The organism is Dolichospermum sp. UHCC 0260, from assembly GCF_009711985.1.
Classification (GTDB): domain Bacteria; phylum Cyanobacteriota; class Cyanobacteriia; order Cyanobacteriales; family Nostocaceae; genus Dolichospermum; species Dolichospermum lemmermannii.
This window is the reverse complement of sequence record NZ_VIKZ01000009.1, coordinates 60,513-76,168: the sequence shown is the minus strand read 5'-3', so window position 1 is coordinate 76,168 and position 15,656 is coordinate 60,513. Positions and strand designations below refer to the sequence as shown.

Below are 15,656 nucleotides of genomic sequence, written 5' to 3'. Positions count from 1 at the left end.
GGTTAGAGGGCTTTACCGCTGATAGCTGCTGTAATTATAAACTTTGCATTGAAAAGGAAGACTAGCATCAATGAATACTAGAGATATCAAAGCAAATATTGATTATTTTATTTTCTCTTCTGTCAAGAACTTCAGGGCATTTTTCGGTCGAGTTAACCGGGAAGGTCTTTTATCAAATACTAGTGACTTGACTGGTCTATTACCGATTATTGGCTATGGAATTGTGATGATGTCATTCATAGATTTTATCTATGTGATTGTCCCACCTCAACTCCAAAACCCTGAATGGGAACTCAATGCCATTAGTCTCTTCACTGAGCATAGTTGGTTTTTTTTGATTGGCTTAGGGTTGATTTTTACTCGTTACTTTCGTGAAAATCAAAATGATATCCGCTTCCTAGAAATTGTTTTTTTGAGATTTATCCGCTGGGTGATTCTGCTCATGGGAATCGCCTTTTTTGCCTTAATTCCCCTGACTTTACTAGATACGCAACGAGTCCTAAAAGTGGTCAATGATCAAATCACCCAACAGAAAAATAACAGTATTGACCAAATAACCCAAATCGAAAAGCGTCTTGCTTCAGGGGTTAGCGCAGAACAGATCAAGCTGTTCGCTAAAAATATCAACATGAGTCCAGATGACTTAAATTTACCAACTCCTCAGCTTAAAAATACAATTCAAAAAAACTTAGCCAGTGCAAAAAAGAGAATCTCCCAAGAAGCAGCCAGAAACCAGCGAGAGCAGTGGAAGAATAGATGGAAAAGTAGTTCGAGAACAGTTATTGCTCTCCTAATTATTGGTGTTACCTTTGTGATTGTTTGGCTTCAAATAGGACGGGCTTGTATTTAGAATGTTGAAAACGATATTAGCAATGACAGGTAAAATAGAAAAGTTTAGGGAAGTTAATTTTCTGAATTATACTTTCCTCATTCTATTTATTTTTGGGTTAGTAACTTCAACTCACCTAACACTCCACTGGCGAGTTGAACAAAATCTTAATGACTCGTTTTTCCAACTATTGTTATATGCAAGTGTCATATTCCACATTTACGAGAGACGGAATAACCTTGTTTTTGCGAGCCAGTTTCCTGCCAATTTGATTGGTTGTTGTTTAATTATTATTCCCTACATCAAAGCGGATTTTGTAGTTCAAGAAATCTCTATTTCTTGGTACTTTCTCCCTTTAGTTAGTGCTATTGGTTTGGCTTTATTAGCATCAGGATTTCCAGGAATTAAACAATTTAAGCGAGAATTAGCAGTAATTGCGATATTTCCCTTGACTTTCGTCTTTGTCAAATTATTGACAATGCTGATTTCGATTCAAGCTCTCTCTGCCCAAATCACCTCTTTTCTTTTATGGTACTTGGGCTTTGATTCCACAATTGCGGGAACTATTATTTATGTTAATGGTGGGGCGATTGATGTTTTTTTGCCATGTACAGGAATGTTTCTCCTGATCATGCTATTAAAATTTTCTTTCGTGCTGGCCATTCTTTTTCCCTCTCTGCTGAAAAATATTTATTTGCCTTTTATTCTTTCAGTGGTTTTTAGTCTGGTTTTTTCCATTGGCCGCTTGATGATTATGGCGCTAGTGGTGACAGACAAACCTACATTTGATTATTGGCACGGTTCTCAAGGTGGTGATATTTTTACCGTACTAACGTTCCTAGCCTTTGGGGCGGTGATTCTTTTCCTCTCACCTAATCATCAAACTTCACCGTCATTGACAACAGCCCCCCCTGAGAAGTCCCAGCCGATATCCTGGGTAATGGTACTGACAGGTATCAGTTTAGTAATTATTTTACTTAATTTTTTCATCAATCCTCAAGCGGGCTTGAGTGCAAACGCAGTCTATCGGTTTCCGTCAGAAATTCCTCTTCCTGGTTGGCAATTTGTCGCTAGTCAACCTGTGACTTTATCACCTGAACAACTAGCCAAGGAAAAGGAAATTGCCCCCCCTGTAGTGAATACGGATATCACAGTCGATAAAACGAAGGAGATATTGTCAGGACAAATTTACCGTTACCAAAAAGCCGGTCAGAACTTAAATGTCAACCTCTCTTACGTTCCTTTGAATACAGGTGATGTGAAGTATTACTATCAGCGATTTAGTTATCTGACTGATTTACCTAAGCTGAATAAGCCGGTGGAAAAAGCAAACCCTAAAGGTTATCATTTGGAGTTTTCTGATCAGCAAAACCGCTATTTGACGGCTTGTATTAATTCTCAGGGAAAAAGTACGGTGACATTATCTCAATTCAATGCCTATTTTTATCCTCTTTATTTAAATCCGGTGCAATGGTTGAATCTATTTAACGCAAAACAAATTATCCGTGATCATCGCTGTATCTGGGGGCAACTTTCCTTAACTAAGGCTGATACTAGTGATGTTGAATTAGAAACTACCTGGCAAGCTTTATTGTCCTATTGGTACAGTAATCTCTCTCAGTTTAAACTTTAGTAATTAGACATCTCCAAAAATTAAATATGCGTGACCTGTAGAGACGTTCCATGGAACGTCTCTACAATCTTTACGGGAGATGTCTATTACCCATATATGAGTGGGTTTTTTATTCTGGTTTTAATTTTATGCCAATTTTGACAACTGTTAGATAAATCACGAAGTTGAGGATAGAAAGGAAACTCCTTTTATTGGTAAATTCACTCTAGATTTTTATAACCCAATTGTTTTATATTGGAGAGTATTAATGTTATTGCCTTCTCATGTAGTTCACCTCCAAATGAGAGCGTAGCCTGGCGTAAGCCGTATTCACAAGTCTAATAGCCAAATTAGCCCGCCTCCGAATGAATTCGGAGTCTCATAGCGAAAGTTGTCTAAAGACGACTAAAAGAAAATTCTAGTCCGTTTTAACGGAATTTAGCTATTAGCCCTGATAGCGAAGCGTGGCGTAAGCCATACTAAAGTTCAGGGTGGGGGGTTATATCTAGAACGAAATTGGGGAATCTGTATCAACTCGAAAACTGCGTAAATCGGCTTAGTTAATAACCCTAATATATGGGTGATCATAACTCCATTCCCCAGGCAAATTTATGACTTCTAGTATTACAGATTCATTTGTGAAAGCTGCTATTGCGTCCATATCTTCAGAGTCAGCAACAACAGCCGAAAAAATCCAAATGCTGATAGAAATAGCACAAGGTTTTCAGAAAAAGCCGAAAACAGCCCAAGATTTACACAATGCAATTGGGCTATTTGACCGCGCTTATCAAATGTGTGGGGATGACTATGTTTTACTGAAAGCACGGGCTAAGGTGGGCATGGCAGGGTCATTACAGATGATTCCTGATGGGGGTTCTCAATTTTTGCAACAAGCACGGGCAGATTATCAGGAAGCTTTGCCGATTTTACAACAATTGGCAACGGCGGAGGAAGTAGCCGCAGTGCAGATGAATTTGGGGTTAGTTTTCCAATCTTTAGTTCCCTATAATTTAGCCCAGATAACTGAGAGTATTCATGCTTATCATGAGGCTTTGCGGGTGTTTACTTGGGAAGATTACCCCCAGGAATATGCGATTTTACATAATAACATAGCGATCGCTTATCTTTCCATGCCCATGTCGTCGGCACAGGAATCTTTGCGTCAAGGTTTAGCGGTTCAGTCTTTTGAAATTGCCCTCAAACATATTAACTTAATTGACCATCCTAGAGAATATGCAATGTTGCAAAATAATTTAGGAAATGCTTTACAATATTTAGTAAGTTCTCATCCTATCGAAAATAATTTACGGGCTGTTTTAGCTTACAATGAAGCTTTAAAAGTGCGTAATTTGCAAGATACACCGTTAGAATATGCCAATACAATTTCTAACAAAGCTAACCTTCTCTTCAACTTACCTGACGACCCCGAAAAACCAGAATTAGGGAATCCCCAAAATCTCTTAAAAGCAGAAGAATACTATCAAGAAGCTTGGCGAATATTTACAGAACATCAGCAATTAGAACAAGCCGAAATAGTAGCCAAAGCCCTCCAAGATTTAACTGCGGAAATTCAAGCATTTTCATTAAATTAAACCCTAAATAGGAGAATATCTATGTTTGAATTAGTAAATGATCCAGTATTTCTCAAATTTCTGCATAGTTTAAATACAGAATTAAATCTCACTACAGGATTTACTTGGTTAATCATTGCTGTGATTTTATCAATGATTGGTGGTGCAATAGGAGGAATTATCCTTGCGGGTAAAGATATCGGATACCAATTTGCAGCCATAATTGGTAGTTTATTTGCACCAGCAGGGGTAATTCCTGCGGTAATTTTAGGGTTATTTGTCCTGAATTTATTAGCCAACCATTAGGAGCATATATGTTAGCATTAACTTGGTTTTCTATGCAGTTATTTTTCAAGGGTAAACTATTCCGTGACCCTATATATTTTCTGCGTCAAATTATTATTGCTAGTGGTATTGGTACGGTTATATTAGTATTATTAGCACAAGCCTCAATTCCCCTCTGTATTCCCATTGGTGTGGCTAGTTTGACTACAGGTGCAATTATGCCTTTTTTGTTGCAAGATTTTAGAATGAAATGAATGAAGAAACTAACCACAGAGGACACAGAGGACACGGAGAAATAAGAGTTTGAGAGGTTCATAAATGTGGAGATGTTTTATTAAATGTCTCTACAAGTTTTGCGGCATAGATTTTTTGGGTTTTTAATATTTATCTCACTAAAAAATGATAGTTTATTAAAGAATTCGGGGACTATTACTAAATGTAATCTTTTACTACAATTTGATAAATCTTAAAAAATATGTGCTATCCTCAAAGGAAAATTATTTATTAATATTCCAGGGATTATGTCTGATTTCAATAACTATATCCAAGACTTGCAAGAAAATAGCCAACGCGGTGGAGAACGTAGTCATTACCCCAGTCTAAAACGTCTAATTGAGGATTTAATGATTGGTATTAATGCCAGAATTGAAGAGAAAGGTAATCAAGCAGGAATCCCTGATTTAACTATTAGAAAAAATGATCGAATTTTGGGATATATAGAAGCTAAAGATATTCATATTGATTTAGGTAAAATCCAAAAAACTGCACAAATCAAACGTTATTTAGAATCCAATATTGGTTACAATTTGATTTTAACTAATTATCTAGAATTTTGGTGGTATGTAGACGGAGAATGTGAAAAAACTGCTAAATTAGCTAATTTAGAACAAGGTGAAATTATTCTGGTTAATGATTTACGACCTATTACAGAATTACTCCAGTCATTTCTGAATCAAAAAGCCAGAGATATTAATAACTATTATGATTTGGCTAAAGAAATGGCAGCTTATACTAAAACTATTAGAAACGCAATTCAATCATCTTTAGAAATAGAAACAACTACAGAAGAATTAAATCAATTAAAATCAACATTTAAGAAATTACTACTTTTAGATATAGATAATGATAAATTTGCAGATATGTATGCCCAAACTATTGCTTATGGGTTATTTACTGCGAAAATTGGTCATGCACAAAACCCTGGACAATTTGCATTTAATCGCACAACCGCCAGTATTTATATTAGTGATAGAATCCCTTTTTTAAAAGGTTTATTTGATTTGGTTTTAGGAACTGATAGTGTTAGTAAAATTCACAAATCAATTGAGAATTTAATAGACTTATTTAACACAATAGACATGACCAATATTTTAGAAAATTTTGGTCAGGAAACCCGCACGGAAGACCCAGTTATTCACTTTTATGAAACATTTTTAGCTGCTTATGAATCTTCATTAAGGAAAAGTAGAGGAGTTTATTATACTCCTGAACCTGTAGTTAATTTTATTGTTCGTTCTGTTGATGATATTTTAGATAAAGTCTTTGATTTAGAATATGGTTTAGGAAATCGCAAAGTCACAATTCTTGACCCCGCAACTGGAACAGGAACATTTTTATATGCAGTTATTAAACAAATTCGTGATAATGTTGCTAAATTTGATATCCGTCAATGGCATAATTTTTTAAGAGGTGCAAGACTTTTAAACCGTCTATTTGGATTTGAATTATTAATGACTCCCTATACTATAGCGCATTTAAAGTTAGGTTTATTATTAGGAGATTTAGGTTATAAATTTGTACCAGAGGAAAGATTGAAAGTTTATTTAACAAATGCGTTAGAAGCAGGAATAAAGGAAGGTGATTTAATTCCTGGTATTACTCAAATAATAGCCGAAGAATCCAGTCAAGCAGGAAAAGTAAAAACAGAAATTCCCGTAATGGTGGTATTAGGAAATCCTCCTTATTCTGTCAGTTCTCAAAATGCTAGTAAACGCAAAAGAGTTTTAAATCAAGATGAAAGATATTTAGCAGATGTTGAATATACTGGTTCAGCTTGGAATCGGATTTACAAAACAGGAAAAGCGGGTAAAACCATTACGGAATTAACCCATATTGGGGAACTTTTAGAATTATATAAAGGTAGAGTTAGGTTAGAGAAAGAAAAGAATATTCAACCTTTAGATGATGATTATATTAAATTTATTCGTTTTGCTCAATATCAAATTCAAAAAACACCTAAAGGCTATGGTATTATTGGTTTTATTACTAATCATTCCTATCTCAATGGTTTAATTCATCGAGGTATGAGGGAAGAATTATTAAAGTATTTTGATACTTTATATATCATGGATTTACATGGTAATTCTTTATTAAAAGAAACCACACCAGAGGGAAATGTTGATCAAAATGTTTTTGATATTCAACAAGGTGTATCTATTTTAATTGCTGTGCGCGAAAAAAGCGAACCTGATTATTTTTCTACCGCTTATAAATCCAGAGATGGTGTTAAGGAAATGGCAAAGGTATTATATTATGATGTTTGGGGAAGACGTGAGGATAAATATAAGTTTTTAGAATCTGCAAGTTTAGATAGTGTTGATTGGATAGAGTTACAACCAACTGAACCAAATTACTTTTTTGCACCGAAAGATTTTGATTTAGCAACGGAATATAATCAAGGTTGGAATGTTACAGATATTTTCCCTGTAAATTCGACAGGGGTTAAAACTCATCGAGATCATTTTGTAATAGATTTTGATTTAGAACAACTTAGTAACAGAATCGAAGATTTTAGAAAGTTAACTATAGCTGATAGTGAAATTATCAATAAATATTCATTAAATGATAATCCACAATGGAATATTAGTGATAGAAGGAAATCTTTAAATTCTTGTAAAGATTGGCAAAAATATTTTCAAATATATCTTTATCGGCCTTTTGATTTTAGATATTACTATAATTATGAAGAATTAGTAGATAGACCAAGAAAAGAAGTTATGTATCATATGATTCAACAGAATAATTTAGCTCTAGTCTATATGCGACAGGTAGCTTTAAATGACAATTATAATCATTTTATTGTTTCTGATTGTATTGTTGATAATCGAGCTTTTTATAGTAATAAAGGAACAATGAGTTTAGCACCTCTTTATATCTATCCAAATACAGAAAATAAACAAACAAATCTTTTCATAGAAAGAACTCCTAACTTATCCCCAACATTCTTAAAAACTATCAAAGAAAAACTCGGTAAAATACCAACTCCAGAAAAAATATTTTACTATGCTTATGCTATATTTCACAGTCCCACCTATCGTACTAGATACGCTGAATTTCTAAAGATAGATTTTCCGCGTCTTCCCTTAACCAGTAATCAAAAACTCTTTCATGAATTAGCTATCAAAGGAGAAGAATTAGTTAATTTACATTTAATGAAATCTGATAAACTCAATACCTTAATCACAACATACCAAACCATAGGAGATAATCAAGTTAGTGAAGTTACCTATAATTCCGAATTGCAAAGAGTGTATATCAATAAAGAAAGCTATTTTACCGATATTCCTCCACATATTTGGGAATTTAAAATAGGAGGATATCAAGTATTAGATAAATGGTTAAAAGACCGAAAAAATGCTAATAGAAAATTATCTGTTGAGGAAATTAACCATTATCAAAAAATTGTCATTGCTTTAACAGACACTTTACGATTAATGCAAGAAATTGATAGAATTATTCCAGGTTTCCCCATAGAGTAAAAAAATGTTATAATTAATATGTATTGTCTTGTAAAAACCCAAGCAGTAAAATTACTATAGTCCTTCTATTTGAGGTAAAACTTATGTTACAGCTACAAATTAAATCCGATTCTCCTGACGTTGAAATCGTACAAAACCTGGTTCAGTCAGCCATTGATTCCGAGATTAAAAACTTAAAACGTTCAATAGAAAAAACCAATAAATTACTAATGGAATTTGAAGCAAAATATCAAGTTTCATCAGAGTTTTTTTTCGCCAATTGGACAGCAGAAGACCTTACAGGTGGTGACGAAGAATATGTAAGTTGGGCTGGAGAGATAAAAATTAAACAAAAATTAACTAATTCTCTACAAAAGTTAGAAGCAATTGAATATGTTACTCAACAATTACCAAGCTAATATTGTTACTGTTATTCAAAAATATGTGAATGAAGGATGGATTTTATCATTTAGCTTTTCTGTTGATTCCAGATCCAATTATGTAGGTTTTATCCAAGGTAATTTAGAATTTTTGCAAGGTTCACGTCTATTTTTTAAAGAATATATTGACCTACAAGAATCTATTGAAAAGCTTTCCTATTCATTCCATTATCAAGACCATGAAAATAACTTAATATTTCGTTATGACAACGCAAAGCATAAGCCTGACCTGGGTTATACAGATCATAAACATATCAAAGGTAAAATTATCCAATCTAAAATCCCAGATATTGAACAAGTAATTTTAGAAATTATTAGCGAATACTTAAATAATACAAAATGATTAATATAATTTAATATCAAAAAATAGAGAATTATAAGTTATTTTATCAAATAAATAAACATCCTATAAATCCTTAAATCCTGTAAATCCTGATATGGCTACGCCACGCTACGCTATCAGACAAAAATTATTAAGGATTTTGTTGGGTTTCCTTGCGTCAACCCAACCTACGAAATGTTTAACTCATTAAATCTTGAAACATAGCGGTACTTAAATAGCGTTCACCAAAGGAAGGTTGAATCATTACTATTAATTTACCAGCATTTTCTGGACGTTTACCTACTTCAATAGCAGCAGCTAAAGCCGCACCCGAAGATATTCCTGATAATAACCCTTCTTCTCTGGCTAATCTCCGTCCATAGTCCATTGCTACTGCGTCCTCAACTTGAATTATTTCATCAATTAGATCTTGACGCAAAACATCAGGAATAAATCCCGCACCAATACCTTGAATTTTGTGAGAACCTGCTTTACCACCAGATAGAATTGGACTATTACTAGGTTCAACCGCAATTACTTGAAAACCGGGTTTGCGTTGTTTAATTACTTCAGCAATACCAGTAATTGTACCGCCCGTTCCGACCCCAGAAATTAAGATATCAACTTCTCCGTCTGTATCTGCCCAAATTTCTTCTGCGGTGGTTTCTCGGTGAATTTTCGGGTTAGCTGGGTTAGCAAATTGTTGTAACATAAAAGCATTGGGAGTATTAGCAACAATTTCCTCCGCTTTGTTAATTGCACCTCGCATTCCTTGAGTACCAGGTGTTAATTCCAAACTGGCACCATAAGCCCGCAACATGGCGCGTCTTTCTTGGCTCATGGTTTCCGGCATGGTTAGAATTAACTTGTAGCCACGGGCGGCTGCTACCATTGCTAAAGCAATACCTGTGTTACCAGATGTTGGTTCGACTAAAATGGTTTTGTCCGGTGAAATTAAACCTTCAGCTTCAGCGGAAAGGATCATACTTACGCCAATTCTGTCTTTTACAGAGGCCGCAGGATTCATGCTTTCTAATTTGACAACTATCCTAGCTACCACTCCCTCGGCTTGGGGAATTTTATTCAACTGAATTAATGGAGTTTTGCCAATAAGTTCTGTTACGTCTTTAGCAATTCGCATTTATTAACCCCTAAAATTTATATATTAATCTATTTTGGTTAAGTATTTATCTGATTGAGTTTTGATATCAGCCATAGCCATTTTAGCATCATCTCTGTCTATTGCTATAAGCAAATCTTCCCAATTGTTGAAAATAATAAGATAATACTTTCCTTAGAATATCTTAATTTTGTTTCTGAGCTATTCAAGATATCTTAGGTCTAGCCTTGTCATGAGATCCTGTGATTTGAGTGCAGTTTGTACTTGTGAATCTTCCTTTCAAAATATCTCAAACCAATAGCCCATCTTAGTTTGAGTTTGAGTACAAAATCCCCCGTCCCTTCCCTCAAAAATGCTAGTACCCCACTCAATAAATACTAGCACCTCTACACCAAATATTTTTTTAAATGCTTGCACAGTCAGGATTACAGGCTGTGAGTATTGTCGTAATTATCTTAATAATATTAATTGGCATCCCTTAAAGCTAGGACCAGAAAGGCAACTGATATAAACGATATAGGATTTACGCAGAGATTCCCCTCTACCCCCCGAAGTTCCTAAGATGAAAGTCTGACGAATCAGGGGGGACTTCTTAACTTCTATATCTCTCAAGATTCATCTAAATACTATCTGTATTACTCCATACAGAAAGGACATAATTTTATTTTTGAGGAGATTTTGATCAGCATATTTTGAATAACAAAAAGGTGCAAAAATCAATCTAATAGGAATTTTATTTCTATCTAGGTAATCTATACCTGGCAATGGAGAATAAATATGAAAGTCAAACTTTTAAATGTGCTTACCGTAAGTTTGGTAACTTTAGCATTAATTTCTCCAGGGGTAGTAGTATTTGCTATAGTTTGGGGACAACATAGAGAGTTCGTTAAAACACAGAATTTATCCTGTGAATTGCCGAAAATAAATATAGCATCTCCTCAATTAGTTCCCCAACAAAAAATTATCAATACTCAGCCATCTTTAGTCAAGGTTAAATTATCTAACAATAACTTTCTACATCAATTAAAAATTGCTGCAAGAAAATATAAATTAGCAACAATTTTGCAATGGATATTTTTAATCACACCGATTTGTACTGGTATAGGAATTATTGCTTATGACAGATATCTTGTCTATCGTGCTGCTGTATTAAAAGAACACATTGCCATCTTAGAAAGAATGTGGCAACAAAGCATCGAACAGTAATTTTTCAAGTTAATCATTCACCATAAACTAAATTATCATGACAGACGAACGCCAAACACAGTATTTTAATTTAATTGATGAACTTCTCCAATGTCCTAATGGTCAAGAACCAGAAGTTTTGGAAGCACAACCGGAATTAATTGACTCTGGTTTAGTGCAAGCAATGTTACAAGTAGCCACAATGTTTGCCCATCAAGGTAATCAAGATGGAGCGCAATTTTTATTTTTTGTTGCTAAACAATTAGCAAAGGAATTAGGTTTATATCCTGAAGTTTCTAATCAAGTTGTCACTCAGGAGTAATGATGCTATTGACTTCAACTGATGCTGGAAAAATATCATTAGAATTTCTTTTGGCAGATTGGAATATTGCTGATGATTATAGAGATTGGTTTACAGTGATTAATTCTCGATTAATGGGTGAGAGTTGGTACATTGTAGAATTGGGTGTAGAGGGATTACCTGATAAATGGTTTATGCAGGTTTATGACACAGGAGTTTGTGACCCTAACTATACTTTTATTTCGCCAATTTCTGGTTCAGAAGGATATACCGATTTGAAAAGTCTACCAGATATTATTGCTGATGTTTTAGTAGCAGAACGTAATTCTCGATAAAAACTTGATATCTTTAGATCCCCGACTTCTTAAAGAAGTCGGGGATCTGGTATTTTATTATTAATTTTGTCAGGTTTAAATAACAATTATATGTTATACTAAATAGAGTTATGGAAGCTACAGAAGAATCAGTCACATGATTACTGAAGACATCCTAGCCCAAGAATTTATTAGAGTCGTAAATGACTATTATCCAGCCGTGGGAGAACTCTTAGAAGGCTGTCATGTGAAAGTTATCACTTGCTTTTGGGGACGGCCTGCAAAACGGTTTCGATATATAGGAATTTATTGTCGAGAAGACATGATGCCCTGTATTCAAGCCAAAAAAGAAATCCTCAGAGAATTAGCCGAAAATATGGGGTTAATTCAAGTAGTTTGTTTCAATGCTAAACGATTGCTACGTGACCCTATGTCGAAGTTAAAACAGTCTGAACCTCGATTATGGTTGGAGTTGCAATTAATGGCAGCCTAATCTGATATTTGGTCAACAATGAAAACAGGACTTTTCTGCAATTACGAAAATCATCACCTAGATGCTAGACGGACTATTTTTGAGCAAGTTTTATTGGTAAAAGAGGCTGAAAGTTTAGGTTTTGAAGAAGCTTGGGTAACAGAACATCATTTTAATGAGTTCAATCTCAGTTCTTCAATTTTGCTGTTATTGGCACATTTGGCAGGTGTGACTTCGCAAATTCGTCTAGGAACTGCCGCTGTATTATTGCCATTTCATCAGCCAATTCGCGTGGCTGAAGATATTGCTACGTTGGACAATCTTTGTAGTGGTAGGCTGGCTTTTGGGGTAGCTAAAGGTGGTCCATTTCCGCAGCAAAATAAACATTTTGGGGTGACAACTCAGGAATCTCGCACCAGAATGTTAGAGTCAGTGGCATTGATTCAAAAGCTTTTATATGAGACTAACGTATCATTTAATGGCGAATATTATCAATGTGAAAATCTCACAATTCATCCCCAACCATTGCAAAAACCAATTCCCATATATGTTGCTAGTGGTGACAATGATGCAATTGAATTTGCTGCTAAAAATTCCTTTGGAATCATGGGTGGTCCACCTTTTTCTTTAGAAAGACTCAAGAAGACAGTCAATAAATATCGGGAATTTAATTCCAGTGGTGCTGATAAGTTCCTGTTAGCCCGGTTCTTTTTTGTGGGTAAAACTCATGATGAAGCAGTAAATGAAGCATTGCCTTTTATTCGCCATTTCAGCAAAGAAATGACAGCTAACTCAACTCAAGTAATGCAGAAAAGTCCTCAACAACCAGCATTTGATCGGACAAATATTTGTTTTGATGAAGACTATTTGATTGAGAATTCAATTATCGGTGATGTCAACGGTTGTCGTGACAAAATCAAGAAATTTCAGGACGAATTAGATCTCAGCACACTAGCGTTAAAACCCTCATCTTTTTCTTTGCAAAAAAATCGAGAAAGTTTGCAACGCTACAATCAAGAGGTGCGGAATTATGTCTAAATTTTCTTTGCTTCCCCCCGATGATTTACCTCCTACAAAGGTAACAAAAGAGGATGGAATTCTTCATTTGGAGTTGGAACAAGCTATAGGTAGATGCTTCTTCTATGCGTGCGATCGCATTACTCAAGTATTACTATCTAATTGTCAGTGGTACATGACCACAGATAAGACTACTTTGATGTTAATTGTAGACTGTCCCGATATAGTTGCTTATTGGCACATAGTCAGCAATATTCCCCAATTAGGAAATAGACTGGAAAGATTTACTAAAAATGCCAAAATTCGCGTTTATCCTCCTTTTGGCAAAGGATCACCCTTTGAAATTGGAGTAACCGAAATTTCAGCCTATCGAGATTGGTTGTAAGTCCTAAATTATATTTTAATCACTAAAATCATCAGATCCCCGACTTCTTAAAAAGGTTGGGGATCTATCTTGTTATAATAAAATAAATACAACATACCAGCCATGATTAACAACATGATTAATAACAAAAAAGAACTTTTCGACCGTTGGGCAAATAGTTATGATTGGGCATTTCCTTCTTTTATTTATCAAGCAATCCATAAAAGATTACTTACAAAAGTTGAATTATCACCTCATGCAAATATTTTAGATTTAGGTTGTGGAACAGGTAGATTATTAAATAGATTAGCAACTCATTTTCCAGAAATTACAGCCACGGGTTTAGATTTGTCTCCCCAAATGTTACAGGTAGCAAGACAAAATAACCGCCACCGTCCCCGCTTAATTTACCTTGAAGGTAATGCTGAACATCTCCCCTTTGCTGAAGAACAATTTGATGCAGTTTTTAATACCATCAGCTTTTTGCATTATCCTCAACCAGAACAGGTTTTAAATGAGGTAGCAAGGGTACTTTCTCCTGGTGGTAAATTCTATTTAGTGGACATTACTTTTAACAACTCATCATCATGTCAAATTACGCCCCATTCTCCTACAGGAATTAAGTTTTATAGCCAGAAACAAAGAGAAGAAATGGGTAATAATGCTGGATTAACTTGTGTAGGTCATTATGACTTATTAGGATTTGTATTATTAACGGTTTTTCAGAAATAAAGCCAATTTTAGTAGAGTGGGCAATGCCCACCCTACAAAACAATGAAAAATAAATATGAACTAAGCATTTTCTATTCTCTCTGTGTCTCTGTGGTTTGTAAAAAAATATTAAACTCAACACAAAGCACATTAATTTATAGAGAAATTAAATTATCTGAATTATTCACCTTTTGACTTAACCACCCATACCAATCTTCCAAACCTTCTCCATTAGTAGCAGAAACTTGGAAAATTTGGATTTTAGGATTTACCTGTTTTGCATATTCAATACAACGTTGGACATCGAATTGTAAATAGGGTAATAAATCAATTTTCGTAAGAATCATAATTTCACTATTGCGGAAAATATGGGGATATTTAATAGGTTTATCTTCCCCTTCCGTCACTGATAAAATTACCACCTTAGCCGCTTCTCCCAAATCAAATAAAGCCGGACAAACCAAATTTCCGACATTTTCAATCATCACCACAGAATTAAGAGGAGGATTCAATTCTTGCAAACCTTTTTCTATCATGGAAGCGTCTAAATGACAGCCTGTACCCGTATTAATTTGCACGACTTTACAACCTGTCTGCTTAATCTTTTCCGCATCATTAGTAGTTTCTTGATCACCTTCAATCACGCCAATAGTTAATTTATCTTTTAAATCATTAATAGTCCGAGTTAATAATGTCGTTTTTCCCGAACCTGGAGAACTCATTAAATTCAAAGCCAGAATATTTCGACCTTTAAACCAGCCGCGATTTTGGGCAGCTAATAAGTTGTTTTTACCTAAAATTTCTTGTTCTAAAGATATTGTTGTATTATGAATTTTAGCATGAATTTGGGGTGCTTCTTCATGATGATGAGAATGGGTTATTACAGTTCCATCTGCTAAAGTATGGGTATGATGATCTGCATTTTCCATATTTGTAATTGTCGTTTGATTATCGTCAGAACAACCGCAGGTTACACACATAATTCCTCTACTTCAATTTCTTTGATTTTTAATTCTTCACCAGCTATGATATCTAATTGCACACTACCACATTGACAAATTCCAAAAGGTTTATCTATACCAAAAGTTCTACCACATTGACGACATTTAGCCATTCCGGGTATTTCTAATATTTCTAATCTTGCCCCTTCAACTATTGTACCTTGGGCGCAAATATCGAAACAGAATTTAATTGCATCTGGCATAATAGCTGATAATTTGCCAATTTCTAATAATACTCTTTGAACTTTTTTATTTTGGGCGTTTTCGCTAACTATGGCGATGATATTTTGGGTGATTCCTAATTCGTGCATATACTTTTTTTAAACGAACCACAGAGGCACAGAGGACACAGAGAAAAGAAGTGAATTTGTAGGT

Annotated in this window: 18 protein-coding genes; 15 read left to right on the top strand and 3 right to left on the bottom strand. The window is 34.7% G+C overall.

All coding sequences use genetic code 11. The annotated features are described in order from the left end of the window. Positions 1 to 70: 70 nt before the first annotated feature. The 8 genes from FJR08_RS05840 (at position 71) to FJR08_RS05805 (ending at position 8,817) form a co-directional block, all read left to right on the top strand. Complete coding sequence (locus tag FJR08_RS05840) at positions 71 to 850, top strand: HpsJ family protein (RefSeq protein ID WP_168632515.1); 780 nt, start codon at positions 71 to 73, stop codon at positions 848 to 850. Position 851: 1 nt separating this feature from the next. Beyond that, complete coding sequence (locus tag FJR08_RS05835; RefSeq protein WP_168632514.1) at positions 852 to 2,462, top strand: archaeosortase/exosortase family protein; 1,611 nt, start codon at positions 852 to 854, stop codon at positions 2,460 to 2,462. A 590-nt stretch (positions 2,463 to 3,052) separates the two neighbouring features. Further along, complete coding sequence (locus FJR08_RS05830; RefSeq protein WP_015079381.1) at positions 3,053 to 4,033, top strand: hypothetical protein; 981 nt, start codon at positions 3,053 to 3,055, stop codon at positions 4,031 to 4,033. 21 nt (positions 4,034 to 4,054) lie between these two features. Further along, positions 4,055 to 4,318 carry a hypothetical protein gene (locus FJR08_RS05825; RefSeq protein ID WP_015079382.1) on the top strand — a complete coding sequence of 88 codons (264 nt, stop codon included), beginning with the start codon at positions 4,055 to 4,057 and terminating at the stop codon, positions 4,316 to 4,318. Between the two features lie 8 nt (positions 4,319 to 4,326). After that, a complete protein-coding gene (locus FJR08_RS05820) occupies positions 4,327 to 4,551 on the top strand; it encodes a hypothetical protein (RefSeq protein ID WP_168632513.1) in 225 nt (74 codons plus the stop codon). Between the two features lie 267 nt (positions 4,552 to 4,818). Next, complete coding sequence (locus tag FJR08_RS05815) at positions 4,819 to 8,055, top strand: type ISP restriction/modification enzyme (protein WP_168632512.1); 3,237 nt, start codon at positions 4,819 to 4,821, stop codon at positions 8,053 to 8,055. An 83-nt stretch (positions 8,056 to 8,138) separates the two neighbouring features. After that, complete coding sequence (locus FJR08_RS05810; RefSeq protein ID WP_168632511.1) at positions 8,139 to 8,453, top strand: hypothetical protein; 315 nt, start codon at positions 8,139 to 8,141, stop codon at positions 8,451 to 8,453. Continuing rightward, on the top strand, positions 8,428 to 8,817 hold the full coding sequence (locus FJR08_RS05805) for a DUF6516 family protein (RefSeq protein WP_168632510.1): 390 nt from the start codon (positions 8,428 to 8,430) through the stop codon (positions 8,815 to 8,817). Before FJR08_RS05810 ends, FJR08_RS05805 begins: the two co-directional genes overlap by 26 nt. A 178-nt stretch (positions 8,818 to 8,995) precedes the next feature. Here the strand turns inward: FJR08_RS05805 and cysK are convergent, their stop codons facing one another. Further along, on the bottom strand, positions 8,996 to 9,937 hold the full coding sequence (gene cysK, locus FJR08_RS05800; RefSeq protein WP_168632509.1) for a cysteine synthase A: 942 nt from the start codon (positions 9,935 to 9,937) through the stop codon (positions 8,996 to 8,998). Positions 9,938 to 10,693: 756 nt separating this feature from the next. Between cysK and FJR08_RS05795 the strand changes: the two genes are divergently transcribed. The 7 genes from FJR08_RS05795 to FJR08_RS05765 all read left to right on the top strand — a co-directional run bounded on the left by FJR08_RS05795 (position 10,694) and on the right by FJR08_RS05765 (position 14,301). Beyond that, entirely contained in the window at positions 10,694 to 11,122 is a 429-nt protein-coding gene (locus FJR08_RS05795; RefSeq protein WP_168632508.1) for a hypothetical protein, read from the top strand. Positions 11,123 to 11,159: 37 nt separating this feature from the next. After that, positions 11,160 to 11,423, top strand: a complete 264-nt coding sequence (locus FJR08_RS05790) for a hypothetical protein (RefSeq protein ID WP_015079389.1) — start codon at positions 11,160 to 11,162, stop codon at positions 11,421 to 11,423. A 2-nt stretch (positions 11,424 to 11,425) separates the two neighbouring features. Continuing rightward, positions 11,426 to 11,737, top strand: a complete 312-nt coding sequence (locus FJR08_RS05785; RefSeq protein ID WP_148766856.1) for a hypothetical protein — start codon at positions 11,426 to 11,428, stop codon at positions 11,735 to 11,737. Between the two features lie 136 nt (positions 11,738 to 11,873). Continuing rightward, a complete protein-coding gene (locus tag FJR08_RS05780; RefSeq protein WP_168632507.1) occupies positions 11,874 to 12,209 on the top strand; it encodes a hypothetical protein in 336 nt (111 codons plus the stop codon). A gap of 18 nt (positions 12,210 to 12,227) precedes the next feature. Continuing rightward, entirely contained in the window at positions 12,228 to 13,226 is a 999-nt protein-coding gene (locus FJR08_RS05775) for an LLM class flavin-dependent oxidoreductase (protein ID WP_168632506.1), read from the top strand. After that, entirely contained in the window at positions 13,219 to 13,590 is a 372-nt protein-coding gene (locus FJR08_RS05770; protein WP_168632505.1) for a hypothetical protein, read from the top strand. The genes FJR08_RS05775 and FJR08_RS05770 overlap by 8 nt, the downstream gene beginning before the upstream one ends. A 102-nt stretch (positions 13,591 to 13,692) precedes the next feature. Then, complete coding sequence (locus tag FJR08_RS05765) at positions 13,693 to 14,301, top strand: class I SAM-dependent methyltransferase (protein WP_168632504.1); 609 nt, start codon at positions 13,693 to 13,695, stop codon at positions 14,299 to 14,301. Positions 14,302 to 14,435: 134 nt separating this feature from the next. Here FJR08_RS05765 and hypB read toward each other — a convergent pair whose 3' ends face one another. Both hypB and hypA read right to left on the bottom strand, forming a co-directional pair. Next, the gene (gene hypB, locus FJR08_RS05760) at positions 14,436 to 15,260 is read right to left on the bottom strand and encodes a hydrogenase nickel incorporation protein HypB (RefSeq protein ID WP_168632503.1); all 825 of its coding nucleotides are present in this window, start codon (positions 15,258 to 15,260) and stop codon (positions 14,436 to 14,438) included. Continuing rightward, positions 15,251 to 15,592: a hydrogenase maturation nickel metallochaperone HypA gene (gene hypA, locus FJR08_RS05755; RefSeq protein WP_168632502.1), complete on the bottom strand. Its 342-nt coding sequence runs from the start codon at positions 15,590 to 15,592 to the stop codon at positions 15,251 to 15,253. The genes hypB and hypA overlap by 10 nt, the downstream gene beginning before the upstream one ends. Positions 15,593 to 15,656: the final 64 nt, after the last annotated feature.

Excerpts from the sequence above, each read along its gene's own strand:
- FJR08_RS05840 (WP_168632515.1), top strand. The coding sequence starts at position 71 with ATGAATACTAGAGATATCAAAGCAAATATTGATTATTTTATTTTCTCT.
- FJR08_RS05835 (WP_168632514.1), top strand. The coding sequence starts at position 852 with ATGTTGAAAACGATATTAGCAATGACAGGTAAAATAGAAAAGTTTAGG.
- FJR08_RS05830 (WP_015079381.1), top strand. The coding sequence starts at position 3,053 with ATGACTTCTAGTATTACAGATTCATTTGTGAAAGCTGCTATTGCGTCC.
- FJR08_RS05825 (WP_015079382.1), top strand. The coding sequence starts at position 4,055 with ATGTTTGAATTAGTAAATGATCCAGTATTTCTCAAATTTCTGCATAGT.
- FJR08_RS05820 (WP_168632513.1), top strand. The coding sequence starts at position 4,327 with ATGTTAGCATTAACTTGGTTTTCTATGCAGTTATTTTTCAAGGGTAAA.
- FJR08_RS05815 (WP_168632512.1), top strand. The coding sequence starts at position 4,819 with ATGTCTGATTTCAATAACTATATCCAAGACTTGCAAGAAAATAGCCAA.
- FJR08_RS05810 (WP_168632511.1), top strand. The coding sequence starts at position 8,139 with ATGTTACAGCTACAAATTAAATCCGATTCTCCTGACGTTGAAATCGTA.
- FJR08_RS05805 (WP_168632510.1), top strand. The coding sequence starts at position 8,428 with ATGTTACTCAACAATTACCAAGCTAATATTGTTACTGTTATTCAAAAA.
- cysK (WP_168632509.1), bottom strand. The coding sequence starts at position 9,937 with ATGCGAATTGCTAAAGACGTAACAGAACTTATTGGCAAAACTCCATTA.
- FJR08_RS05795 (WP_168632508.1), top strand. The coding sequence starts at position 10,694 with ATGAAAGTCAAACTTTTAAATGTGCTTACCGTAAGTTTGGTAACTTTA.
- FJR08_RS05790 (WP_015079389.1), top strand. The coding sequence starts at position 11,160 with ATGACAGACGAACGCCAAACACAGTATTTTAATTTAATTGATGAACTT.
- FJR08_RS05785 (WP_148766856.1), top strand. The coding sequence starts at position 11,426 with ATGCTATTGACTTCAACTGATGCTGGAAAAATATCATTAGAATTTCTT.
- FJR08_RS05780 (WP_168632507.1), top strand. The coding sequence starts at position 11,874 with ATGATTACTGAAGACATCCTAGCCCAAGAATTTATTAGAGTCGTAAAT.
- FJR08_RS05775 (WP_168632506.1), top strand. The coding sequence starts at position 12,228 with ATGAAAACAGGACTTTTCTGCAATTACGAAAATCATCACCTAGATGCT.
- FJR08_RS05770 (WP_168632505.1), top strand. The coding sequence starts at position 13,219 with ATGTCTAAATTTTCTTTGCTTCCCCCCGATGATTTACCTCCTACAAAG.
- FJR08_RS05765 (WP_168632504.1), top strand. The coding sequence starts at position 13,693 with ATGATTAACAACATGATTAATAACAAAAAAGAACTTTTCGACCGTTGG.
- hypB (WP_168632503.1), bottom strand. The coding sequence starts at position 15,260 with ATGTGTGTAACCTGCGGTTGTTCTGACGATAATCAAACGACAATTACA.
- hypA (WP_168632502.1), bottom strand. The coding sequence starts at position 15,592 with ATGCACGAATTAGGAATCACCCAAAATATCATCGCCATAGTTAGCGAA.